The organism is Rhodoferax sp. XS2R6, assembly GCF_056521365.1.
Map to the genome: position 1 here is coordinate 1 of NZ_JBWMAY010000004.1, position 23,422 is coordinate 23,422.

21 protein-coding genes are annotated in these 23,422 nt (G+C 63.1%); 12 read left to right on the top strand and 9 right to left on the bottom strand.

Translation table 11 applies throughout. The features are described from left to right. The first annotated feature begins 232 nt into the window (after window positions 1–232). On the top strand, window positions 233–931 hold the full coding sequence (locus AC097A_RS13735; RefSeq protein WP_315494996.1) for a flagellar filament capping protein FliD: 699 nt from the start codon (window positions 233–235) through the stop codon (window positions 929–931). A gap of 52 nt (window positions 932–983) precedes the next feature. On the opposite strand, the gene AC097A_RS13740 is transcribed toward AC097A_RS13735, so the two are convergent. The 7 genes from AC097A_RS13740 to AC097A_RS13770 all read right to left on the bottom strand — a co-directional run bounded on the left by AC097A_RS13740 (window position 984) and on the right by AC097A_RS13770 (window position 8,456). Further along, window positions 984–2,159: an ABC transporter substrate-binding protein gene (locus tag AC097A_RS13740; protein ID WP_315473945.1), complete on the bottom strand. Its 1,176-nt coding sequence runs from the start codon at window positions 2,157–2,159 to the stop codon at window positions 984–986. 35 nt (window positions 2,160–2,194) lie between these two features. After that, complete coding sequence (locus AC097A_RS13745; protein ID WP_479621288.1) at window positions 2,195–4,051, bottom strand: AMP-dependent synthetase/ligase; 1,857 nt, start codon at window positions 4,049–4,051, stop codon at window positions 2,195–2,197. A gap of 130 nt (window positions 4,052–4,181) precedes the next feature. Further along, complete coding sequence (locus AC097A_RS13750; protein WP_105262053.1) at window positions 4,182–4,979, bottom strand: ABC transporter ATP-binding protein; 798 nt, start codon at window positions 4,977–4,979, stop codon at window positions 4,182–4,184. Next, window positions 4,976–5,800, bottom strand: a complete 825-nt coding sequence (locus AC097A_RS13755; RefSeq protein ID WP_479621289.1) for an ABC transporter ATP-binding protein — start codon at window positions 5,798–5,800, stop codon at window positions 4,976–4,978. Before AC097A_RS13755 ends, AC097A_RS13750 begins: the two co-directional genes overlap by 4 nt. Next, window positions 5,797–6,873 (bottom strand): branched-chain amino acid ABC transporter permease, encoded by a 1,077-nt coding sequence (locus AC097A_RS13760; RefSeq protein WP_105262055.1) that lies wholly within the window; start codon window positions 6,871–6,873, stop codon window positions 5,797–5,799. The genes AC097A_RS13755 and AC097A_RS13760 overlap by 4 nt, the downstream gene beginning before the upstream one ends. 82 nt (window positions 6,874–6,955) lie before the next feature. After that, on the bottom strand, window positions 6,956–7,852 hold the full coding sequence (locus tag AC097A_RS13765; protein ID WP_479621290.1) for a branched-chain amino acid ABC transporter permease: 897 nt from the start codon (window positions 7,850–7,852) through the stop codon (window positions 6,956–6,958). A gap of 187 nt (window positions 7,853–8,039) precedes the next feature. Beyond that, a complete protein-coding gene (locus AC097A_RS13770) occupies window positions 8,040–8,456 on the bottom strand; it encodes an acyl-CoA thioesterase (protein WP_479621291.1) in 417 nt (138 codons plus the stop codon). 41 nt (window positions 8,457–8,497) lie between these two features. Here AC097A_RS13770 and AC097A_RS13775 point away from each other — a divergent pair, with 41 nt between their 5' ends. After that, window positions 8,498–10,369: an ABCB family ABC transporter ATP-binding protein/permease gene (locus AC097A_RS13775; protein ID WP_479621292.1), complete on the top strand. Its 1,872-nt coding sequence runs from the start codon at window positions 8,498–8,500 to the stop codon at window positions 10,367–10,369. 153 nt (window positions 10,370–10,522) lie between these two features. Next, a complete protein-coding gene (locus tag AC097A_RS13780) occupies window positions 10,523–11,134 on the top strand; it encodes a hypothetical protein (RefSeq protein ID WP_479621293.1) in 612 nt (203 codons plus the stop codon). Between the two features lie 9 nt (window positions 11,135–11,143). Here AC097A_RS13780 and AC097A_RS13785 read toward each other — a convergent pair whose 3' ends face one another. Next, window positions 11,144–12,058: an alpha/beta hydrolase gene (locus AC097A_RS13785; RefSeq protein ID WP_479621294.1), complete on the bottom strand. Its 915-nt coding sequence runs from the start codon at window positions 12,056–12,058 to the stop codon at window positions 11,144–11,146. On the opposite strand from AC097A_RS13785, the gene AC097A_RS13790 reads away from it, so the two are divergent. The 8 genes from AC097A_RS13790 (at window position 12,036) to AC097A_RS13825 (ending at window position 21,215) form a co-directional block, all read left to right on the top strand. Then, window positions 12,036–13,871: a sensor histidine kinase gene (locus AC097A_RS13790; protein WP_479621295.1), complete on the top strand. Its 1,836-nt coding sequence runs from the start codon at window positions 12,036–12,038 to the stop codon at window positions 13,869–13,871. The genes AC097A_RS13785 and AC097A_RS13790 overlap by 23 nt on opposite strands. After that, complete coding sequence (locus AC097A_RS13795; RefSeq protein ID WP_479621296.1) at window positions 13,856–14,533, top strand: response regulator transcription factor; 678 nt, start codon at window positions 13,856–13,858, stop codon at window positions 14,531–14,533. The genes AC097A_RS13790 and AC097A_RS13795 overlap by 16 nt, the downstream gene beginning before the upstream one ends. 851 nt (window positions 14,534–15,384) lie before the next feature. Continuing rightward, complete coding sequence (locus tag AC097A_RS13800) at window positions 15,385–16,653, top strand: autotransporter outer membrane beta-barrel domain-containing protein (RefSeq protein ID WP_479621297.1); 1,269 nt, start codon at window positions 15,385–15,387, stop codon at window positions 16,651–16,653. Window positions 16,654–16,827: 174 nt separating this feature from the next. Then, the gene (locus tag AC097A_RS13805) at window positions 16,828–17,385 is read left to right on the top strand and encodes a hemerythrin domain-containing protein (protein WP_479621298.1); all 558 of its coding nucleotides are present in this window, start codon (window positions 16,828–16,830) and stop codon (window positions 17,383–17,385) included. Window positions 17,386–17,414: 29 nt separating this feature from the next. After that, window positions 17,415–18,389 (top strand): LysR substrate-binding domain-containing protein, encoded by a 975-nt coding sequence (locus AC097A_RS13810; RefSeq protein WP_105262066.1) that lies wholly within the window; start codon window positions 17,415–17,417, stop codon window positions 18,387–18,389. 108 nt (window positions 18,390–18,497) lie between these two features. After that, window positions 18,498–19,388 carry an amino acid ABC transporter substrate-binding protein gene (locus AC097A_RS13815; protein ID WP_479621299.1) on the top strand — a complete coding sequence of 297 codons (891 nt, stop codon included), beginning with the start codon at window positions 18,498–18,500 and terminating at the stop codon, window positions 19,386–19,388. A 40-nt stretch (window positions 19,389–19,428) separates the two neighbouring features. Beyond that, the gene (pyrC, locus tag AC097A_RS13820; protein WP_479621300.1) at window positions 19,429–20,469 is read left to right on the top strand and encodes a dihydroorotase; all 1,041 of its coding nucleotides are present in this window, start codon (window positions 19,429–19,431) and stop codon (window positions 20,467–20,469) included. Next, the gene (locus tag AC097A_RS13825; protein WP_479621301.1) at window positions 20,454–21,215 is read left to right on the top strand and encodes a DUF3025 domain-containing protein; all 762 of its coding nucleotides are present in this window, start codon (window positions 20,454–20,456) and stop codon (window positions 21,213–21,215) included. The genes pyrC and AC097A_RS13825 overlap by 16 nt, the downstream gene beginning before the upstream one ends. Window positions 21,216–21,299: 84 nt before the next feature. On the opposite strand, the gene AC097A_RS13830 is transcribed toward AC097A_RS13825, so the two are convergent. Next, the gene (locus AC097A_RS13830; protein WP_315494980.1) at window positions 21,300–22,313 is read right to left on the bottom strand and encodes a Bug family tripartite tricarboxylate transporter substrate binding protein; all 1,014 of its coding nucleotides are present in this window, start codon (window positions 22,311–22,313) and stop codon (window positions 21,300–21,302) included. Window positions 22,314–22,523: 210 nt separating this feature from the next. On the opposite strand from AC097A_RS13830, the gene htpX reads away from it, so the two are divergent. Continuing rightward, a complete protein-coding gene (gene htpX / locus AC097A_RS13835; RefSeq protein ID WP_479621302.1) occupies window positions 22,524–23,399 on the top strand; it encodes a protease HtpX in 876 nt (291 codons plus the stop codon). Window positions 23,400–23,422: the final 23 nt, after the last annotated feature.

Sequence of the window (23,422 nt, forward strand, 5' to 3'; positions counted from 1 at the left end):
ATACAGCGATGGTCTGGCGCTCTTGGTAGTCCAGCTGTTTGTATTCTTGCTTCAGTTTCATGAACACACCTTATTGAAGTTTCAATCGGTGTGTTGCACTTCACTTTTGAGCGGGCCGGGGCTAGGGGCTGATTTCATTCAATTTTGATGAAATAAACGGCCTTCCCCTGCCACATCGGCCGTTTGGGGCGCGCAGGAGTGGACAAGATTCCGGCTTGCACAGGGACCCCGCATGACCATCAGCCCACTGAGCAGCGCGCTCACCAGCACCGCCACCACCAACAGCCAAACCGCCGCACAGGCTGCGGAGAAGGCCGACCCCATCACGGCCGGTTTGCAAAAGTCCAGCACCAAGCTTCAGAGCATGCTGGACACAGCCACCGCCAGCCTCTCCACGCTGGGTAAATTCAAGGCCTCGGTGGCTGCCAGCCAAACCGCTGCCAAGGCCCTGGGCACCCTCAAAGACACGGCCAGCAGCGACGAGGTGAAAAAGGCCCTGGCCAGCTTCGTCAGCACCTTCAACACCATGGTGGCCTCCACCCAGTCGGCCGCTGCGGCCAGCAGTGGGGTCGAGCGCATCAGCCGCGGCATGACGCGCGCCATGACCGCCGACTTCTCCCGGGTAGACGCGCTGCGCCAGATGGGATTTACCAAGGCCAGCGACGGCAGTCTGAAGCTGGACAACAGCAAGCTGGAGGCTGCGTTCAAGGCATCGCCAACGGCTGTGTTGGGTACCTTGTCCAAGCTGGGTGGTCTGGTGGACAAGGTGGCCACCAAAGAGCTGGGTAGCGGCGGGGGTATTGGCCAATCGGTCAACACCTTGTCGAGCAAGGCCACCGTTTTGCAGATGCAACAAAACGCCCTGCTCAAGGCGGCCCAACAGTACGCGAGTTTTGCGCAGGCCCGCAACGGCAGCACCTGGAGCGCCTGAGACGAAAAAAAAGCCACCTTGCGGTGGCTTTGTGTTGCAAGGCGCGGGCCCCTTATTTCTTGGCAGGCATATCGCCCACGTACTCCGACATCACTTTCCATTTGCCATCGGTGATCTGGGACAGGCGGGATGCCGCACTGCCCAGACGTTTGGTGGCCGTGAAGGTCTGCAACGGTGAGCCAAACATGTCGGGCTGGATGGTCAGGGTGTCCATCACCTTGATGAAGCCGTCGGTGCTCAGGTTCTTGCCCGCCTTGTTGGCCACGCTGGCAAAAATGTTGACGATGCTGTAGCCGTAGACCGAGAAGACGGTGGGGTCTTCGTTGAACTTGGTCTTGTACTTGTTGGCCCAGAAACGGATGGCCGGGGACTGCTCATCGGTGTAGGGGTTTTGCACGGTCATGGTGGCGTATACACCGTTCATGGCAGGGCCACCCAGCTTGTGGATCAGGTCGGTGTAGGCCGCACTGGTCCCGATAAAGGTGGGGTTGTAGCCCAGCTTGCGGGCCGTGGCCACGGCGCCAATGGTCTCGCGGATGATGGTGCCCAGCACGATGAAGTCACAGCCACTGGCCTGCATCTTGGAGACCTGGGACGAGAAGTCGGTGGCGCCCCGTTTGTACGAGGTTTTCTCGGCAAACTCCATGCCGATGGTCTTCAGGCCATCCTCACCGCCCTTGAGCACTTCCAGGCCAAAGTCGTCGTCCTGGTACAGGGTGCAGACCTTCTTGGCCGCCTTTTCCTTCACCAGTTTGGGCACGGCCAGGCGCATCTGGTCGTAGTAGGGGGCGGCATACGAGTACTTGAGCTTGTGGAAGGGCTCGTACATCTCGCGTGCGGCCGTGATGGGGAAGAAGTTGGCCACGTTTTTCTCAAACTGCACCGGCATGGCGGCCATGTTTTGCGCCGTGCCAATGTGGCCCACCATCATGAAAATCTTGTCTTGGTTGACCAGTTTCTGGGCTGCCAGCACCGCTTTCTTGGGGTCGTAGGCCGAGTCTTCGACCAGGATCTTGACCTTGCGCCCATTGATGCCGCCTTGTTCATTGATCTCGTCCACGGCCAGCAGCATCCCTAAGCGGGCCTGCTTGCCAAAACCGGCGATGGGGCCGGACAAGTCCTGGATGGAGCCGAGCAGGATTTCGTCCTTGCTGACGCCTTGTTGGGCGCTGGCTCCGGTGGCCGCGAGGGCCAGGGTGGCGAGGGATAGGGCGGTTCTCAGTTTCATGGTTTGTCTCCTGGATTAATTAGTTACACACGCAATCAACGGTACATGGCCTCGATCTGGGCTTCGTATTTTTTCTCCACCAGCTTGCGTTTGAGCTTCATGGTGGGGGTGAGTTCCTCGTCTTCTGCCGTGAGCTGGTTTTCCAGCAGGAAGAACTTCTTGATCTGCTCCACGCGCGCAAACTTCTTGTTCACCCGGTCCAGCTCGGTCTGGATCAGCGCCTGCACCTCGGGCGCGCGGGTCAGCGACGTGTAGTTGCTGAACGGCACATCGGCGTCCTGGGCAAACTTCTCCACGTTTTCCTGGTCGATCATCACAATCACCGTGAGGTAGGCGCGTTTGTCGCCAATCACCACCGCATCGGTGATGTAGGGCGAGAACTTCAGGTCGTTCTCCAGCTCGCTGGGCGTGATGTTTTTGCCACCCGCGGTGATGATGATGTCCTTCATGCGGTCGGTGATGCGGAAGTAGCCGTCTTCGTCCTCCACCCCCACGTCACCCGTGTGCAGCCAGCCATCCGCCGTGAGGGTTTCGGCAGTCTTCTCTGGCAAGTTCAGGTAGCCGGCAAACACGTTGTGGCCACGCACCAAAATTTCACCGGTGGCCGGGTCCAGTTTTACTTCGTTAAAGCCTGCCGCAGGGCCAATCGAGCCGGGTTTGATCTTGTTGGCCGGCACACCGGTGGAGGCGCCGCAGGTCTCGGTCATGCCCCAGACCTCCAGCATGGGCACGCCCAAAGCGAGGTACCAGCGCACCAGGTCGGGCGAGATGGGAGCCGCCCCGGTGACCAGGTAACGCGCGCGGTGGATGCCAATGAGTTTGCGCACATTGTTGAGCGCCAGCACTTGCGCCACGCGAAACTGCAGCTTCAGCCAGCCACCCACGGGCTGGCCCGCCAGCACCCGGTCCGCAATACGCGTGCCCACCCCAATGGCCCAGCCGTAGGCCGCCTGCTGGATGAAGCCGGCCTCCTTAAGCCCGATCATCACACCCGAGTAAAACTTTTCCCATACACGCGGCACCGCGGTGAAGACCGTGGGCGCAATCTCACGCACGTTCTCGGGGATGGTCTCGGGGTTCTCCACAAAGTTGAGTTTGGCCCCGGTGTAGAGCGCGAAGTATTCACCGCCCATGCGCTCTGCAATGTGGCACAGCGGCAGAAAACACATACGTTCGTCCTGGTCACTTTGTGCAATCAGGGTGTTAAAGCCGCGCACCGTGTAGACCAGGCCCTGGTGCAAGTGCATGGCGCCTTTGGGTTTGCCCGTGGTGCCCGAGGTGTAGACCAGAATCGCCAGGTCTTGCGGTTTGCAGGCGTCCACACGCTGCTGCACCGCCTGCGGATGGGTGGCGTTGTAGGCGCGGCCCAAGGCACGCAGCGCGTCCAGGCTGATCACGCCGGGGTCAGCCAGCCCGCGCAGGCCTTCCATGTCAAACACGACGATGGTGCGCAGTTGGGGGCACTGGTCGCGCACTTCCAGTGCCTTGTCGAGTTGCTCGTCGTCCTCCACAAACAGGACGCTGGTGGACGAGTCTTCGCACAGGTAGTGCACCTGGCTGGCCGCGTCGGTGGGGTAGATGCCGTTGGACACGCCACCGGCGGACAACACGCCCAGGTCTGCCCAGACCCACTCCACCACGGTGTTGGCCAGCACCGAAGCCGTGTCGCCTTTCTGAAACCCCAAACTCATCAGGCCGCCGGCAATCTCGCGCACGGCGTCGGCGGTCTGGTTCCAGGTCCAGCTGCGCCACAGACCCAGGTGCTTCTGGCGCATCCAGATATTCGGGCCGCGCTGCGCCACCGCGTTCCAGAACATGGCAGGAATGGTGTCGCCCGCCATGACGATGTCACTGCGCGGTTGAATATGTGAGGTGTCCCAAAGTCCGCTCATGCTGCTGTCCTCAACGTTTGCCCACGAAGCAACTCGGCGGAAACGGCAATTTGCCGCCGGGCCGCCCCAAGGCAAATTAGCCCCCTTGGGGGGCAGCGACCCGCGTAGCGGTGGAGCGTGGGGGTCATCGTCATCTCCAGGTCTTTTTCTTTTTCCAGCGCCGCTCGCCGCGCACGCCGTCTTCTTTCATGCCCAGATAGAACTCCTTGATGTCGTCCTTCTCGCGCAGGTGGGCACAGGTGTCTTCCATGACGATGCGGCCGTTCTCCAGCACATAGCCGTAGTCCGAGGCGTTGAGCGCCATGTTGGCGTTTTGCTCCACCAGCAGGATGGTGGTGCCGCGTTCGCGGTTGATGCGCACCACAATCTCGAAGATCTCTTTGGTGAGTTTCGGGCTCAGGCCCAGGCTGGGCTCGTCCAGCAGGATCAGGTCGGGGTTGGCCATCAGCGCGCGGCTGATGGCCAGCATTTGCTGCTGCCCGCCCGAGAGCAGGCCCGCGTCCTGGGTGGCACGCTCTTTGAGGATGGGGAAGTAGCCGTACACCGTTTCGATGTCCTTGGCCACACCGTCGCGGTCCGCACGCGTGTAGGCGCCCATGAGCAGGTTGTCGCGCACGCTGAGCAGGGGGAATACCTCGCGCCCCTCGGGCACATGGCTCAGGCCTTCCTCCACGATGTAGGACGGATCTTTGGCGGTGATGTCTTCACCCTTGAACTCCACCGAGCCCTTGCGCGGGTCGATGATGCCGGAGATGGTCTTGAGGATGGTGGTTTTGCCCGCACCGTTGCTGCCCAGCACGGTGGCAATCTCGCCACGGCGCACCTGCAGGCTCACGCCGCGGATCGCCTTGATGGGGCCGTAGGCGCTCTCCACATTCAGCAGCTTGAGCACCGGTTGGTCGCTGATGGGCGGCGGCTGGGTACTCATGTGGCCTCCGTGGTGTTCTGGCGGCGCAGCGACGACACATCGTCGATGGAGCCCAGGTAGGCCTCCACTACGCCGGCGTCGGCCTGCACTTCGCGCGGTGTGCCCATGGCCAGCACCTCGCCCTGGTTCATGGCCAACACGCGGTCGCTCACCTTGGACACCAGGCTCATGTCGTGTTCCACCATCAGCACGGTGATGCCCAGCTCGTTCTTGATGTCCTGGATCCAGAAGGCCATGTCATCGGTCTCTTCCACGTTCAAACCGCTGGACGGCTCGTCCAGCAGCAGCAGTTTGGGTTCGGTGCACAGGGCCCGCGCCATTTCCACCACCTTGCGCACGCCATAGGGCAGGCCGGCCACCAGTGCATCGCGGTGGTGCTGCAGGTCCAGAAACTCGATCACTTCTTCCGCTTTTTCGCGGGCCTTGAGCTCAGCCTCGCGCACGGCCGAGGTGAAAAACAGGTCTTGCCACAGCCCGGTGCGGCGGTGGGTGTGGCGGCCAATCAGCAGGTTGTGCAGCACGCTGGCGTGCTCAAACAGCTCAATGTTCTGGAAGGTGCGCGCAATGCCCAGCGAGGCCACGTCTTGTGGCGGCTGTGCCGTGAGTTTGAGCAGGCCTTGTGGGCCCAGGTAGTCGATGTCGCCTGTGGTGGGCGTGTAGATGCGGCTGATCAGGTTGAACACCGTGGTCTTGCCTGCGCCATTCGGGCCGATGAGGGTGAACACCTCGCCCTGCTTGACTTCAAAGCTAACCTGGTTCACGGCCAGCACGCCGCCAAAGCGCACGCTGAGGTTGTTGGCGGAGAGTAAGGAATCAGTCATTTCAGTCTGTCCGATTTCTGGAACGACTTCTGCCGCTTGAACATGCCCTTGCGGTAGAACGGGAACATCTGCAAATAGGTGCGAACCTTGAGCCAGCGGCCATACAGGCCCATGGGCTCGAACAGCACAAAAGCGATCAGCATGCTGCCGTAAATCACACTCTTGAGCCCTGGCGCCTGGCCAATGAAATCGGGCAGAAACTCTTTCACCGCCGAGATGCCCTGCGGCAGGATGATCAGGAAGATGGCGCCCAGAAACACGCCGTGGATGGAGCCCAGGCCGCCGATCACGATCATCAGCAGCAGGTCGATGGACTGCATCAGGTTGAACTGGTCGGGCGAGATAAAGCGCAGGTTGTGCGCGTACAGCGCCCCTGCCATGCCAGCCAGGGCCGCGGAGATGGAGAAGGACAGCGTCTTGTAATAGGCCAGGTGGATGCCCATGCTTTGCGCTGAGATTTCGGAGTCACGGATCGCCACAAAGGCCCGGCCGGTGGGGGCACGCAGCAGGTTCAGAATGCCCAGGGTGCAGACCACAGTGACCAGCAGGCAGACAAAGTAAAACCCGGCACCGCTGCCCAGGTCGTAACCCAGCAGCTTGATGGCCGCGACCGACTTGCCCGCGTTGCCACCCGTGACCGATTCCCAGCGCGCAAACACCTCTTCGATGATGAAACCAAAGGACAACGTGGCCATGCCCAGGTAAATGCCCTTGAGCCGCAGCGCGGGCAAGCCCACCACAATGCCGATCAGCGCCGACAAAAAGCCCGAGACGCCCAGCGACAAAAAGAAGGGCAGGCCGACCCCGGTGAGGTAGGCCTGGGTATACGCCCCCACGCCCAGAAAGGCCGCATGCCCTAGCGAAAACTGTCCGGTAAACCCGGCCAGCAGCATCAGCCCCAGGCCGGCCACCGCGTAGATCAGCACCAGGTTGAGCTGGGCCAGGCTGTACTCGGTGAGCAACCAGGGCGCGGCCAGCAAAAAAGCCGCCAGCACGCTGTACCAGAACACATGCCCGCCATGTTTGGCAAGCTTGATGTCCTGCGCATAGTCAGTCTTGAATATGAAACGCATATTTAATTCCCCGACGGGCCGCCCCTAGGGGAATAGGCCCCCTTGGGGGGCAGTGCAGTACACGCAGTGACAAACGTGGGGGTCATACTTTCTTCCGCAGTTTTTCGCCAAACAGGCCGTTGGGTTTGACCATCAGCATGACCAGCACCACCACATAGGCCGCGGTGTCCTTGAAGCCGTCGGGCAGGTAGAAGCCGGAAAACGACTCCACCAGGCCAATCACCAGCCCGCCCACAATCGCGCCCGGTAAGCTGCCAAAACCGCCCACCACCGCGGCCGGAAAGGCTTTGAGCCCAATAAAGCCCATGTTGGCGTGCACAAAGGTGATGGGGGCCAGCAAGATGCCGGCAATGGCCGCCACAGCCGCGGCCAGGCCCCAGGCCAGGCCATTGAGCCGCTGCACCGGAATGCCCATGTAGTAGGCGGCCAACTGGTTTTGCGAGGCGGCCTGCATGGCTAGCCCCACCTTGCTGTAGCGAAACAGCGCAAACAACAACACACACAAAATGCCGGTGGCGCCGATGATGACCAGGTGCTCCACGTTCAGCACCAGCGCCCCAATGCCCATCTCGTTGCCGCCAAATTTGAGAATTTCGTCCTTGTAGGGCACGGGCAGGGCGTTGGTGTCGGTGCCAATGCCGGGGATCATGGTGATCAGGCCGCGCGCCACATACCCAATGCCGATGGTCAGCATGACGATGGAGAAAGCCGGTTGCCCCAGGATGGGGCGGATGACCACGCGCTCCAGCAGGATGCCGAACACCGCCATGGCCACGATGGCGCTGGGCACCGCCACCCAGTAGGGAAAGCCCAGCATGGTCATGCCCACCAGGCCGCCAAAGGCGCCCAGCATCATCAGCTCACCCTGGGCGAAGCTGACGGTTTCGGTCGCTTTGTAAATGAGCACGAAGCCCAGTGCGATCAGGCCGTAAATGCACCCCTGTGCGACGCCGCTGATCAGCAATTGAAGGAACTGCACCTTGCCTCCTCGTGTTGTGCAGTTCGGTTATAGCGGGAGCCCCCTGTTTTACCGATAGGGTTCTCACTGATCTCGTAGACCCTTAGCGCGGGGCTATCGGCTGTGCGGAGGGGTTCACGCGAGATTTAAGTGAAATTGGCCCGTGGCCAGCGTGGGTGTTGCGCAAGCAGCTACTAAAAATATAGCGTTACAGGGTACGAACCGGGATCTCGCGGGGCTGTCCGTTGTCGTCAATGGCCACATAGGTGAGTGACGCTTCGGTGACTTTGATGTACTGCCCCTGGGTGCGAAAACGCTCGGCATAGACCTCCACCTTCACGGTGATGGAGGTGCGGCCAATCCGGCTGACCTTGCTGAAAAAACTCAGGATGTCGCCCACGCGCACCGGCTGCTTGAAGACAAATTCGTTCACCGCCACCGTGGCCATGCGGCCCTGGGTGTAGCGCGCCGGCAGCACCGAGCCGGCCAGGTCCACCTGGGCCATGACCCAGCCGCCAAAGATGTCGCCGTTGGCATTGCAGTCGCCGGGCATGGGAATAACTTTGAGCACCAGCTCCTGGTCTGTGGGTAATTGAACGAGCAACGGGCTTGCATTGGTAGACATGGGCACAATCCTGACTTGAAACTTATCCCGGATTGTCCCCCATGCGCCCCTCAGGTCTCCCCGCCGCCGCCCCATTGGCCCACGCTTCTGCCACCGGGGCCGCAGCCGCGGTCCCCCCCAAGTCCGACTGGGACACGCTGCGCCGCCTGTTCCCCTACCTGTGGATCTACAAATGGCGCGTGATGGCCGCGCTGGCCTTCATGGTCGGCGCCAAGATGGCCAACGTGGGCGTGCCGCTGCTGCTCAAGAATTTGGTGGATGCCATGACGCTGAAGGCCGGCGACCCTGCCGCGTTGCTGGTGGTGCCTGCGGCATTGCTGCTGGGCTACGGCGCGCTGCGCCTGTCCACCTCGCTGTTCACCGAGTTGCGCGAACTGGTGTTTGCCAAGGCCACCGAGGGGGCGGCGCGCAGCATCAGCCTGCAAGTGTTCCGCCACCTGCACGCCATGAGCCTGCGCTTCCACCTGGAGCGCCAGACCGGTGGCATGACGCGTGACATCGAGCGCGGCACGCGTGGCGTGCATTCGCTCATCAGCTATTCGCTCTACAGCATCATCCCCACACTGATCGAGGTAACGCTGGTGCTCACGCTGCTGGCGGTCAAGTTCGATGTCTGGTTTGCCTGGATCACCATCGTGGCGCTGGTGGTCTACATCGCCTTCACCATCACCGTGACCGAGTGGCGCACCCAGTTCCGCAAGAAGATGAACGACATGGACAGCACGGCTCACAGCCGCGCCATCGATTCCTTGCTGAACTACGAAACGGTGAAGTACTTCAACAACGAAGAATTTGAAGCCCAGCGCTACGACGAAAACCTGGAGAAGTACCGCCGCGCGGCGGTCAAGAGCCAGACCACGCTGTCCCTGCTCAACACCGGCCAGCAGCTCATCATCGCCAGCGCACTGGTGACCATGCTGTGGCGCGCCACCCAGGGCGTGGTGGACGGCCGCATGACGCTGGGCGATCTGGTCATGGTCAACGCCTTCATGATCCAGCTCTATATCCCGCTGAACTTTCTGGGCGTGATCTACCGCGAGATCAAACAGAGCCTGACCGATCTGGAAAAAATGTTCACGCTGATGGAGCGTGAACGCGAGATTGCCGATGTGCCGGGCGCCCAGCCCTTGCAGCTGGCCGCCAGCGGCGCCGATGCTGCCGTGCGGTTTGACAACGTCACCTTCAGCTACGACCCGGCCGGCAGCGCTGCTGCGGCGGGCACCGCGGCGCGCACCATCCTGCACGGCATCAGCTTCGAGATTCCGGCCGGTAAGACGGTGGCCGTGGTCGGCCCCAGCGGCTCGGGCAAGTCCACGCTGGCGCGCCTGCTGTTCCGTTTTTACGACGTGCAGCAGGGCCGCATCACCATCGCCGGGCAAGACATCAAACAGGTCACGCAAAGCAGCGTGCGCCAAGCCATTGGCATCGTGCCGCAAGACACGGTGCTGTTCAACGACACGGTGGAATACAACATCGCCTACGGCCGCCCCGGCGCCACGCGCACCGAGGTGGAGGCGGCCGCCAAGGCGGCGCACATCCACGCCTTCATCGCCGCAGCGCCCAAGGCCTACGACACCATGGTCGGCGAGCGCGGCCTCAAGCTCAGTGGCGGCGAAAAGCAGCGCGTGGCGATTGCCCGCACGCTGCTGAAGAACCCGCCGGTGATGATTTTTGACGAAGCCACCAGCGCGCTGGACAGCGCCAACGAGCGCGCCATCCAGGCCGAGCTGGCCGGCGTGTCGCAAAACAAGACCACCCTGGTCATCGCCCACCGCCTCTCCACCGTGGTCGATGCCCACGAGATCCTGGTCATGGACGCCGGCCACATCATCGAGCGCGGCACGCACGCCCAGCTGCTGGCCGCCAACGGCCGGTATGCGGCGATGTGGGCACTGCAGCAAAGTGCGGAGTGAGTTGAGGGTGTTTTAGGCCTCTAGCGCCCGTAGGTATTGCGCAAGCAGCTCCTGATTTGATAGCGTTTTTGCATTCAGAATCAGGGGCTTTGGCGGGCCGCGTACACTCTGCGCCGGCTATTTCGCCGCCTGGTTGTTTGATTTTTTCTCCCCATGGACCTTCTGATTTTTGCTGCGCTGGTGATTGGCGTGTTGGTGCTCAAAACCCGCGACCAGCGCCAGCGCATCGTGTTGCTGGGCAGCCATCTGTCGCGGTACGACATCGAAAAACTCATGGAAGGCCTGACCGAGGGTTACCTGCGCGCGTTGGGCGAGGCCGATGCCGAGCGCCAGGCGCAGGTGTGGAGTTTTCTGGACGCGCAGGAGGTCAAGCTGCGCGACCAGTTCCAGGCCTTTGCGGCCGAGTTTGCGGGCGAGGACGCGGCACTCACCCGGGTCAGCAAGCTGCCCGTGGCCCTGCCGTTTGCCACCACGCTCCTGCCCGCCGCCACGTTTGACCTTCGCCAGGCCTTTGTGATCCACGCCCAGGCGATTGCCGACGCGGTGGAAAACCGCGACCAGCGCAGCCAGAAGGCCAAGGCGTTTACCTTGTCGGCCGAACTGTTTTTGATGCAACACACCTGCCACTGGTATTGCCGTTCCAAGGCGGTGGCCTCGGCCCGGCTACTGGCGCGGCACAAGACGCCGTATGCCCAGGTGCTGGAGTCGGTGGCACCCGCGACCCGCACACGGTACGAAGCCCTGCTGCGTGGAAATCTGGGCTAGGGGCCGCTGTTAATCGGGCGGGGGCAACACCTGCGCTGCCAGCACTGGCCAGGCATTGGCCCAGCAACAACTGTGGTCTTGCTCGGGTAACACGCGCAGTTGCGGCTGTTGGCCTGCGGGGTAGCGGTCTACATAGGCTTGCGCCAACGGCGGCGGCACCACGGTGTCCCGCGCGCCCGCCAGGTGGATTTGTGGCACCTCACGCAGCCCTTCCCATTCGTCTGCCGGATTCAGTGAACCGGACAAGGGCGTCACCTTGTGCCACTGCGTCCATGCGGCGTGGTCCAGGTTGCCGGCTACGGTGACCAGGCGCAACACGTCCTTGCGCCGTGCCGCCACCAGCGCGGCCACCGCACCTCCGCCCGAGTAACCCACCAGCACCAACTGGCGCGCGCCCACGTCCTGCATCAGCGTGGTCAGCGCCTGGTCGGTGGCCTGTACCACCTCGGGGGCAAAACGGGCGCTGGTCCAAAAACGTGGGTCGCAGTGCTGCGTGTCGGCCGCGGCCACGTACTGGCAGGGGCGCGCCAGGTAGGCTACGGCAGCATCCGGGTGGCGCAACGCCATTTGTAGTGCTACGGGTGTGCGCGGCGTCGGGTCGGCAGAGATCTCGGTCGGGCTGAGCCAGGCCAGACCATCACCTTCGATGTAGACCGTCAGGGTATCGGCGCGTACGCGCGGTTGCGGCACATAGGCGCGCAGTACAAAAGGCGCAGTCACGATACGCTGCGGGTGCCAGCGCGCCTGGGTAGCCAGCGCATCTGCCCGTTGCCAGCGGCTCTCGCCCGACAGCGGGGCGCAGCCTGTGATCCATCCCGTGAGCGCCAGCACGGCGCACATCAGGCCCGCCCGCAAGCCTTGTTGCCAGTGCGTGCGGGGCGGGTCCATTAGGATGCGCCCCATGCGTTCATTCTTCGTGTTCATGGTGTGTGTAGCCAGTCTGGCATTTTCTCCTGCGGCACGATGCGAAGACTTCATGCTGTCCCGCGCCGTGCTGGAAGACCCGGCGGGCACGTTCACTGTGGACGACATGGTCGATGCGAATTTCCAGCCCGTGGGGCCGATTCTCACCAAAGGGTATACCGACTCGGTGCACTGGCTGCGCCTGGTGGTGCGTGCGCCCACGCAGGGTGACGAGCTGGTGCTGCGCATCCGCCCCACCTTTCTTGACACGGTGACGCTGTTTGAGCCCGCCCCAGGCGGCGGCTGGAAGGTGCGCACCACGGGTGACCGTGTGCCGTTCCCGGCGCGGGAGCGCGCGGCCGTGACGTTGGGGTTTACCGTGCACTCCACCACGCCGCAAACCACCTACTACCTGCGCCTGCAAACTACCAGCGCCACGCTGCTCAACGTGGAAGCGCTGCGGCCGCAAGAGGCAGAGGCCCGCGAACTGCGGCTTAACCTGTTCCAGTTTTCCTACGTGGGTCTGTTGGTCGGGCTGCTGGTGGTCGTACTTTTCAACTACCGGGCGCAGCGCGACCCGGTGTTGCTGTGGTTCATGCTGTATCTGGCGGCGTACGTGCCCTACAACCTGACCTTGCTGGGTTATGCGGCGGTCCTGTGGCCCACGGCACCTCCGGGCGCGCTGGACGGCATCACCTCCGGGCTGCTGTGCTGCATGTCGCTCATCAGCCTGCGGGTCAACCGGGCCGTGCTGGCGCTGTTTGATCCGCCGCGCCTGGCCCTGCGTGCGCTCGACCTGCTGGCGCTGGTGTTTCCGCTGGCGCTGGCGGTCATGGCCAGTGGCCAGGTGCGTGCCGGGCTGCAGATCAACGCACTGGGTGTGCTGGCCGCCGCGCCCTTGCTGGTGGTGGTGGCGCTGCTGGCGCGCCACGATGCCCCACCCGGGCGACGTGTGTTGCGCGCCATGTACCTGCTCTACGCGCTGTCGTTGTTGTTGTCCACGCTGGCGCTGCTGGGCTGGGTGCAGGCGATTGAGTGGAATCTGCAGGCCACGCTGTTGCATGGCTTGGTGGCGGTGTGCCTGATGTTTGTGCTGTTGCAGTTGCGCTCGCGCCAGTTGCAGCGCGAGGGCGCGCTTGCCAAGCTGGATCTGGTGCGGGTGGAGCAGACCCTGCGCACCGAGCAGGGCCTGCGTGAGCAGCAAAACCGTTTCATGGCCATGCTCAACCACGAGCTCAAGACACCGCTGTCCGTCATACGCATGACGCTGGGCCTGCCCGACATCAGCCCAGCCGATCGGCAGGGCGCGCAGCGCTCGGTGATGGACATCGACGCGATTGTGGAGCGCAGCCTGCAGGCCGACCGCCTGGAGCAGGGCCAGCTCACACCCCAACGCCAGCCTTGCCAGGTGGATGCCTTGCTGGACGAGCTGCAACTGGCCAGCCAGGCGCCGCAGCGCTTGCGCATCACTTGCCAGGCCCTGCCCCTGGTGCAGACCGACTACCCGCTGCTGCGCATGGCGCTGGGCAATTTGCTGGACAACGCGCTTAAATACGCCGCGCCGCACAGCACGGTGCAGGTCACCGCGCAGCCGCAGACGCATGGGGGGCGGGCCGGTGTGGGTGTGTGTGTGGCCAACGCGCCGGGCGCGGCCGGCATGCCCGATGCCACCCGTGTGTTCGCCAAGTACTACCGCAGTGCAGGTGCCTACAGCCAGACCGGCTCCGGCCTGGGGCTGTACCTGGTGTTCGGCATGCTGCAACTGCTGGGCGGCTGGGTGCGTTATGCGCCCGTTAACGATGAGGTTCGTTTCGAAGTATGGATACCCGTTTGAACATCGTCGTGGTGGAAGACCACGATGCCCTGCGCGAGATCACCGTCAAGTCGCTGCGCGGCATGGGCCACGACGTACGCGGTGCCGACAGCGCCGAAGCCCTGGTAGACGAGATTGGCGTGCGCCCCATTGACCTCTTGGTGCTGGACCTGAACCTGCCCGGCGAAAACGGCATCAGCCTGGCGCGGCGCTTTCGTGCGGCGCAGCCCCACGTGGGCATCATCATGCTCACCGCACGCAACCAGATCGCCGACAAACTGGCCGGTTATGACAGCGGAGCCGACATCTACCTCACCAAACCCACGTCGGTGGAAGAGCTGGGCGCCGCCGTATTGGCCCTGGCCCGGCGCATCAAACACGCGGAACCCGGCCCGGCAGACTTGCTGCTGGACCAGGCCGCGCTGACGCTGCGGGGCGCGCAGCAAGTGGTGGGCCTGTCGGCGCTGGAGGCGGGCCTGCTGGCCGCCTTTACCCGCGCGCCCGAGCAGCGGCTGGACCATTGGCAACTGATGGCCATGTCCGAAGACCTGAAGAAAAACACCCTGGAAGCGCAGATCACCCGCCTGCGCAAAAAGCTGGTGCAGGCCGGGGCGGGGGAGCATCCCGTCAAGGCCATTCGCAGCCAGGGCTACCAGCTCTGCGTGCGGTTGGTGGTCATTTAGCCCTCTAGCTACCGTCTGTTGTGCGTTGGAAGCTATTAAAAACATAGCATTTGGGGCGCGTCAGGATTCGTCAGTTTCCTTTGTCGGTGTTTTGTACTGTGTCTGCTCCAGTTAACTAGCGTTGGATGCAGCACATGACAAAACACACATCTCCCAATTGGCGTCGCAACCCCACCCCCGTCGCCTGGGCGGCGGCTTTGCTTATGTCGGGTGTTGCGCCTGCTGTTATGGCGGCAGATGTCTGCACGACAGCGTCGACCACCATCAGCGCGACGCAGGTGGGTACGGATAACTGCTCACTCGAAACTAACGGTGATAGTGTCACGACTACTTCGACCGGGAACATTACGTCAACTGTCGTTGGCTCCAATGGAGTCAACGTCACGGCAACTGGCGTCACCATTACAAACGCAGGCACCCTTAAGTCGACGGCTGGTTTTAGGGGCGGGATCGCTTTGACCAATGTGGCCAGTGTTTCCAGCCTCAACAACCAGGCGGGCGCGATGATTGAGGGGAGTGGTGGGACTAGTTATGGCATCTCCAATGAAGGCGCGATCACGACACTCACCAATGCCGGTTCGATTAGCGGAACCAGGAGAGGCATTCACAACTACGGAACGATCACGACGCTCACCAATATGGGGGCTATATCTGGGGGTTCCGGCATCTGGAATGTCGGCACCATTACCACGCTGAACAACAGGCAAGTCGGTTTGAAATACGAGGGCAGTGCGCCCGTTACTTACAACATCTACATCGTCAATACGACCACTTTCGGAACGCTCGAATTGGTCAACAACACCGCATGGGATTTCAGTACGATCAATTACGGTATCGCCACCGGGTCTGCTGTGACTGCTAGTACCACTTACCAGGATGTCATCATCAAGTCCGGTGGCTCGACGTTTAACAACACGATGGACAAAACGGGAACCTTCGTATCCGGTGGGCTTACCTATAGCTGGACGCTGCACTATGACGGCGCAGCATGGGACCTGGCGGTCGGAAATGGAGTTGTCGCCCCCACGGTGACCTACGCCAGCGCCACCACCGCACTCAGCAACACCCCCGCTGGCGCCGCAGCCGCGGTACTGGACGCCAATACCAACATCAATGCGCTGTTCACCGGCATCAGCACCACACAGCAGTATTCCGATGCCGCCTCGCAGAGCTTGCCCTTGCTGACCGGTGGCTCCACGGCGGCTGCGCAGTCCATGTTGTTTGGCATGAACCAGACCGTGCAGTCGCGCATCGCCGCCACCAGCGGCCTGTCTTCGGGTGATGATTTCAGCAACCAAAACTTCTGGATCAAACCGTTTGGCTCCTACGCCAAGCAGGGTGATCTGGGCGGTGTCTCCGGCTTTAAGGCCACGACTGGCGGTGTGGCCTTGGGCGTGGACGGCAGCATTTCGCCCCAGTGGCGCGTAGGCGGTGCCTTTGCCACGGCGCACAGCAAGGTGGACGGCAACTCCGCCGCAGCCCCCCAGACCCTGAACGTAGACGCTTACCAGTTCATTGGCTACGGCACCTACAGCCTGGACGAACGCACCGCGGTCAGCGTGCAGATGGACATCGGCCAAAACAACAATACCGCCAGCCGCGACATTCCGCTGGCATCCCGCGTGGCACAGGCCAGCTACACCAGCCAGACGGTGCATGCGGGTGTGCGCGGCAGCCGTGCGTATGCGATGAATCCACAAACCACAGTCGTGCCGTCCATCCGTGCGGATTACACCTGGATCAAGGACAGCAGCTACACCGAGACCGGTGCCGGGCTGCTGAATCTGGCGGTAGACGGCCGCTCTACCGATGCGCTGGTGTTGGGGGCCGATGTGGCCGTTGACCACAAGCTCAGCACACGCACGAGCCTGGTGGCCAGCGCAGGGTTGGGTTACGACACCATCAACAAGCGCAGCAGCATCACCGCCGCCTTTGCCGGCGCACCGGGCGCCGCGTTTACGACCAACGGCATGGCGCAAAACCCGTGGCTCGCACAGGTGGGCGCGGGCGTGGTCTACAAGGACGGCCGTGGTTTTGAAGTCACGGGCCGCTACGACGCGGAGCAGCGTGAGCAGTTCCTCAACCAGACCTTGTCGACCAAGCTGCTCTGGGCGTTTTGACCCGGGTTGGCAACCAGACCATGCCAGCCAAGGTGCGCTGGCGGTGCAGAGGTTTAAACCACCAGTTTAAGAGCGTTTTAGGCCCCTAGCCCTTGCGGATGCTGCGCAAGCAGCTATGAAAACAGGAGTGTTTGAATGCTTTGGGGGGCTGGCCTGGCGGCTACACTCCCCACCATGGCACTGCTAGCCCACCCCGCCCCCCAAGCCGGTTTTGAAGCACCGTTTGAGATGCTGCAGGCCTGCCACGAACGTGTGCAGCGCAGCCTGGCGCTGATGGCCCGCCTGCAGCAGCACCTGCAGGAAGTGGGCTGCGACGACAACGCCCGCCAGGCCGCCCGCGATGTGCTGCGTTACTTTGACGTGGCCGCGCCGCTGCACCACCAGGACGAGGAGCTGCATGTGTTCCCGCCCCTGTTGCTGGGGGCCGATGCCACTCTGCGCAGCCTGGTGCGCCAGCTCATGCAAGACCACCGCGCCATGGAAACCGGCTGGGTGCAGGCCCGCGCCGTGCTGCAGGCCGTTGCCGACGACACCACGGGCACACGCAGCCTGGATGCCACCGAAATCGCCCAGCTGGACCAGTTCTCCGCCCTGTATGGGCAACACATCCTGCATGAAGAAGGGCTGGCCTACCCGGCAGCGCAGGCAGCCCTGTCGGGCGCCGCCGTGCGGGCTATGGCCGAGGACATGATGGTGCGCCGCGGCGTGCGGCCAACGCTGCCGCCTGCGTAATCCATGCATTCCGCGCATAATCGCGCCCCATGGAAACCAAATGGCTTGAAGACTTTGTGTCTCTGGCTGAGACCCGCAGTTTCAGCCGCTCCGCGCAATTGCGCCACGTTACCCAGCCCGCGTTCTCGCGGCGCATCCAGTCGCTGGAGGCTTGGGCGGGCACCGATCTGGTGGACCGCAGCAGCTACCCCACGCGCCTGACCCCGGCGGGTGAAACCCTTTACGACCAGTCGCTGGAAGTGCTGCAGGCCCTGCAAAGCACACGCGCCATGCTGCGTGGCCACACCACTGCCGCGCAGGACGTGGTGGAGTTTGCTGTGCCGCACACGCTGGCCTTCACTTTCTTCCCGGCCTGGGTGTCCGAGCTGCGCGAGAAGTTTGGCCCGCTCAAGAGCCGGCTCATCGCCCTCAATGTGCACGACGCCGTGATGCGCCTGGTGGAAGGCAGCTGCGACCTGCTCATCGCCTACCACCACCCCTCGCAGCCCTACCAGCTGGATGCCGACCGCTACGAGATGGTGAGTCTGGGCGAAGAGGTGCTGGCGCCGTATTCCAAACCCGACGCCGATGGCAGCCCGCTGTTCACCCTGCCTGGCAAGGTGGGGCAGCCGCTGCCTTACCTGGGCTACGCGCCCGGCGCCTACCTGGGGCAGATGGTGGAGCTGATCCTCAAACAAGCCGACGTGGCCATCCACTTCGACCGGGTGTACGAGACCGACATGGCCGAGGGCCTGAAGGCGATGGCGCTGGAGGGCCACGGCGTGGCATTCCTGCCCCATAGCGCGGTCAAGAAAGACTTGCGTGCCAAGAAGCTGGTGAGCGCCTTGCCTGCCCATATGAAGGGGCTGCAAATCACCATGGAGGTGCGCGCCTACCGTGAGCGCATCTCCAGCCGCGAGGCCGCCCGCGGCCTGAGCGCGGCCCAGCGCGCCCAGACCCGCACGCCCAAGGGCTCGGCCCAGGCGCTGTGGGACTATTTGCTGACCCAAGGCACCGCGGCATAGAAGTTGCATTCCGTTTTTGCATACCGCGCCAAGCAATCGGCATTGGCAGCGGGACTAGGGGCTGGCTAGAGTCGCCAGCTTCGGGCAACCTTGGTCGTTGGAGTCTGTATGCAAAAAAATGTGTGGCGCCTGCTGGGCGTGGTGGGGCTGGCCGTCCTGGCCTCTGGCGCAGGCCGCGCGGGTGTGCTGGAGCGTGTCGCTGCGGGTGGGGCTCTGGTAGTGGCGCACCGCGAGTCGTCCATTCCCTTTTCCTACCTGGACGGCAAAAAAGAGGCCGTGGGTTACGCGGTAGACCTGTGCCTCAAGCTGGCCGAGGCGGTGCGCAAGAAAACCGGCGCCAAAAATATGCCGGTGGAGTTTTTGCAGGTGACGCCGGCCAACCGCATTGCCATGGTCGAAACCGGCAAGGCCGACCTGGAGTGCGGCTCCACCACCAACAACGCCGAACGGCGCCAAAAGGTCGCCTTCACCATTCCCCACTTCATCACCGGCGCGCGCATGCTGGTGCGTGCCGAGAGCCGGGTCGATCGCATTGAAGACCTGTATGGCAAAAGGCTGGTGTCCACCAAGGGCACCACGCCGCTGAAGGCGGCCGAGCAGGCCAACCGCGAGCGCCTGCTGCACATCACCATTCTCGAAGCCCCTGACCACGCCAAGGCGGTGGAGATGGTGGAGACGGGTGAGGCCGACGCCTTTGTGATGGACGACGTGCTGCTGTACGGCCTGGCCGCCAACCGCGCCAAGCCCGAGGCCCTGAAAGTGGTGGGCAAGTTCCTCACCACCGAGCCGCTGGCCATCATGCTGCCCAAAAACGACCCCGAGTTCAAAAAACTCATCGACGAGGAAATGCGCCGCCTGATCGTGAGCAAAGAGATTCAGCCGATTTACGACAAGTGGTTTTTGAAACCCATTCCGCCCAACGACAAAGCGCTGAACCTGCCCGTGAGTTACCTGCTCAAGGACTTCTGGAAGTACCCCAGCGACTTTGTGCCGTTCTGATGCGCCGGAGGTGCTGGCGGGTTTTGGGACAATAGCGCCCATGACGCACGCCCCCAACACCCTCACCATCACCCGCCCCGACGACTGGCACCTGCATGTGCGCGACGGTGCCGCCCTGCACACCGTGGTGCCGCACACCGCCGCCCAGTTCGGCCGCGCCATCATCATGCCCAACCTGAAGCCGCCGGTGACCACCGCGGAGCAGGCGCTGGCCTACAAGGCGCGCATCCAGGCCGCGGTGCCCGCAGGCATGGCCTTTGAGCCACTGATGACGCTGTACCTGACCGACAACCTGCCCGCCGACGAGATTGCGCGGGCCAAGGACGCCGGTGTGGTGGCTGCCAAGCTCTACCCTGCAGGTGCTACCACTAATAGTGATGCTGGCGTGACCGACCTGCGCAAGACCTACAAGACCTTGGAGGCCATGCAAAAGGCCGGCCTGCTGCTGCTGGTGCACGGCGAAGTGACCAGCAGCGACATCGACCTGTTTGACCGCGAAGCCGTGTTCATCGACACGCAGCTCATTCCACTGCGCCGCGACTTTCCTGAGCTGAAGATCGTGTTCGAGCACATCACCACCCAAGAAGCCGCGCAGTACGTGGCCGACAGTGACCGCTTCACCGCGGCCAGTATCACCGCCCACCACCTGCTCTACAACCGCAACGCCATCTTCACCGGCGGCATTCGCCCGCACTACTACTGCCTGCCGGTGCTCAAGCGCGAAACCCACCGCCAGGCGCTGGTGCAGGCTGCGACTGGTGGCAGCAATAAATTCTTCCTGGGCACCGACAGTGCACCGCACCCTGCGCATCTGAAAGAACACGCCTCGGGTTGCGCCGGCTGCTACACCGCCCACGCCGCCATGGAGCTGTACGCCCAGGCGTTTGACGCGGTTGGTGCCTTGGACAAGCTCGAAGGTTTTGCCAGCTTCCATGGCGCGGACTTTTACGACCTGCCGCGCAACACCGGCACCCTCACGCTCAAGCGCGAAAGCTGGACACCTCCCGAGAGTTTTGCCTTCGGCGAAACCTCCCTCAAACCCCTGGCCGCGGGCGAAGCATTGCAGTGGCGCATGGTTTAGAGGCCATTGACTGGTCTGCGCCGTGGCTGGCACCCTGGCGCGCGGTGGGCGAGGGGCTGGCGGCCCAGGTGAATGGCGGCCTGTCAGTGGCGCAGGTCCTCAATGCGACCCAGCGTGCCCCGGTGCAGTTTGTGCCGCAGGCCGAGTTGCCCGAGGGCTTGGCCTACGAGCAGTACATCTTTGACACTGGCCGCGTACCCACGCGCGACGGCCTGCACGACTTTTTCAATGGCCTGTGCTGGCTGCACTTTCCGCTGGCCAAGCGCAAGCTGAACCAGTTGCAGGCCGAGCAGATCGCGCAGACTGGCATCCAGCCGGTGCGCGGCCCGGCGCGTGATGCACTCACGGTGTTTGACGAAAACGCCGCCTTGCTGGTGGCCCCCGAGCCGCTGTGGCTGGCCCTGCAGGCCAAGGACTGGGACGCACTGTTTGGCCGCTTGCGCCCGCTCTGGGCCCAGGCCTCGCTGGTGTTGTTTGGCCACGCGCTGCTGGAAAAGCTGGTTTACCCAAGAAAACCGATCACAGCACACGTATTCATTGCGCAAGCAGCTATCGAATCCATAGCGGATCTGGATGCCTGGCTGGCCCAAACCCTGTCGGCCCCGCTCTTGGCCAGCAAGCCGTTTGCACATTTGCCGGTGCTGGGCGTGCCGGGCTGGTGGCCCGACAACGCCGTGCCCGAGTTTTATGCCGACCCCAGCGTATTCCGGGCGCCACGCCCACCCGCTCCTGAGCCTGGGGGCTAAATTTGCCGCCGGGCCGCCCCAAGGCCAATGCGCCCCCTTGGGGGGCAGCGACCCGCAGAGCGGCGGAGCGTGGGGGCTAAGCTTTCAGGCCTTGAGCTTGAGCAAGTGGACCATGACGCGGGCGGTGGTCAAGTCCAGGTCGATCAGGTTAATCAGGTCTTTGCCTGCCATCCACGAGGCATCCCAGTGGTTTTGCTTGAGGGTGGCTTTCCAGGTGTCGTGTTGGGTGGCCAGGCGCACCGCCTCCAGCATCTCGGCCTGGCGGCCTGCGGACACGTTTTTGCCGGTGAACACGGCCCGCCAGTTGGACATTTCGGCCTGCACCCCCTGCTCGCGGATGGCAGGAATACCAAACGAGGGTTTGCGCGAAGACACACCAATGGCGCGCAGCTGGCCGCCTGCCAGTTGGGCGCTGAATTCGCTGTAACCCGAGATTCCCACAGCCGCTTTGCCCGACAGCACGGCAGACACCACGTCCACCCCGCTGGCGAAGGGCTGGTAGTTCAGGTCTTCCGGGTTGGCCCCGGCTGCCCGCGCAAACACGCCGGCAAAAATATGGTCCACGCCACCGGCCGAGCCACCGGCTACCGGCACGCCCTTGAGGTTGGCTTTCATGCTGGCCGTGAGGTCGGCCACGCTTTTGATGGGCGAGTTGGCTGCCACCACCATGACCAGGTAGTCGCTGGTCAGGCGTGCCACGGGGTGGATAGCCGTCAGGTCCACCGCCGGCTTCTGCAAGGCCACGGCGCCCACCATGACGGTGCCGCCCATCAGCAGCGTGTTGGCATCGGCGTTGTATTTTTCTGCGTAGTGGGCCAGGCCCAGCGTGCCGCCTTTGCCGCCCTTGTTTTCGTATTCCACTTCGTCAATCACGCCAGCAGAGATCATGGCGGTGCCCAGGGCGCGGCCAGTCTGGTCCCAGCCGCCGCCCGGGTTGGCGGGGATGACGATGCGCAGTTTGGCCGCCAGCTTGTTGGCCGCCTTGGGTTTGCCAGGTGCGGCCGGTTTGGCGGTTTGGCTCCAGCTGGGCAGCACCGCTCCAGAGAGGGCAGCGGCAGTCAGTCCGGTGATGATGCGACGGCGTTGGAATTGGGTCATGGTGTGGCGCGGTATGGGTGCGCTTGGAAGCAAGGGAAGGGGCACATCTTAGGGGCGTTTGGTGACGCTTCACCCGCGCGTCGACGTTGGGGGCGCCAAAAGTCCATAAACTTCGTGGGCCCAAGGCCCCACAAAAGCTTGAATTCAGCGCGGGCGCCCCTACCATCCGTGTCAACGACGGGAACACCGTCGCTTTCCGAAAGAAGAACCATGAAACGTATTGTCTTGTTTGTAATGACCAACCTGGCCGTGGTGCTGGTGTTGGGCGTGGTGGCCAGCCTGTTGGGGGTCAACCGCTTTTTGACCGCCAATGGCCTGAACCTGGGCGCCTTGCTGGGCTTCGCCCTGGTCATGGGTTTTGGCGGCGCCATCATCTCGCTGTTGATCAGCAAACCCATGGCCAAGTGGACCTCGGGTGTGCGTGTGATCGAACAGCCCCAGAACATGGACGAAGCCTGGATTGTGGACACCGTGCGCAAGTTCGCCGACAAGGCTGGCATTGGCATGCCCGAAGTCGGCATTTTTGACGGCGCACCCAACGCCTTCGCCACCGGCGCCTTCAAAAACTCGGCCCTGGTGGCCGTGAGCACCGGCCTGCTGCAAGGCATGACCCGCGAAGAAATCGAGGCCGTGATTGGCCACGAGGTGGCCCACATCGCCAACGGCGATATGGTCACCATGACGCTGATCCAGGGCGTGATGAACACCTTTGTCGTGTTCCTGAGCCGCGTGATCGGTTACGCGGTGGACAGCTTCCTGCGCAAGGGTGACGACCGCAGCTCCGGCCCCGGCATTGGCTACTACATCACCACCATCGTGCTGGACATCGTGCTCGGTTTTGCCGCTGCCATCGTGGTGGCCTGGTTCAGCCGCCAGCGCGAGTTCCGCGCCGACGCGGGTGCCGCACAGTTGATGGGCCGCAAGCAACCCATGATGAACGCGCTGGCCCGCCTGGGCGGCATGACCCCCGGCGAGCTGCCCAAGAGCGTGGCGGCCATGGGCATTGCCGGTGGCATTGGCCAGCTGTTTTCCACCCACCCGCCGATTGAAGAGCGTATTGCCGCGCTGCAAGCCTCTGGCAACTGAGTCTGGATAGTTGGGGGCGGCTG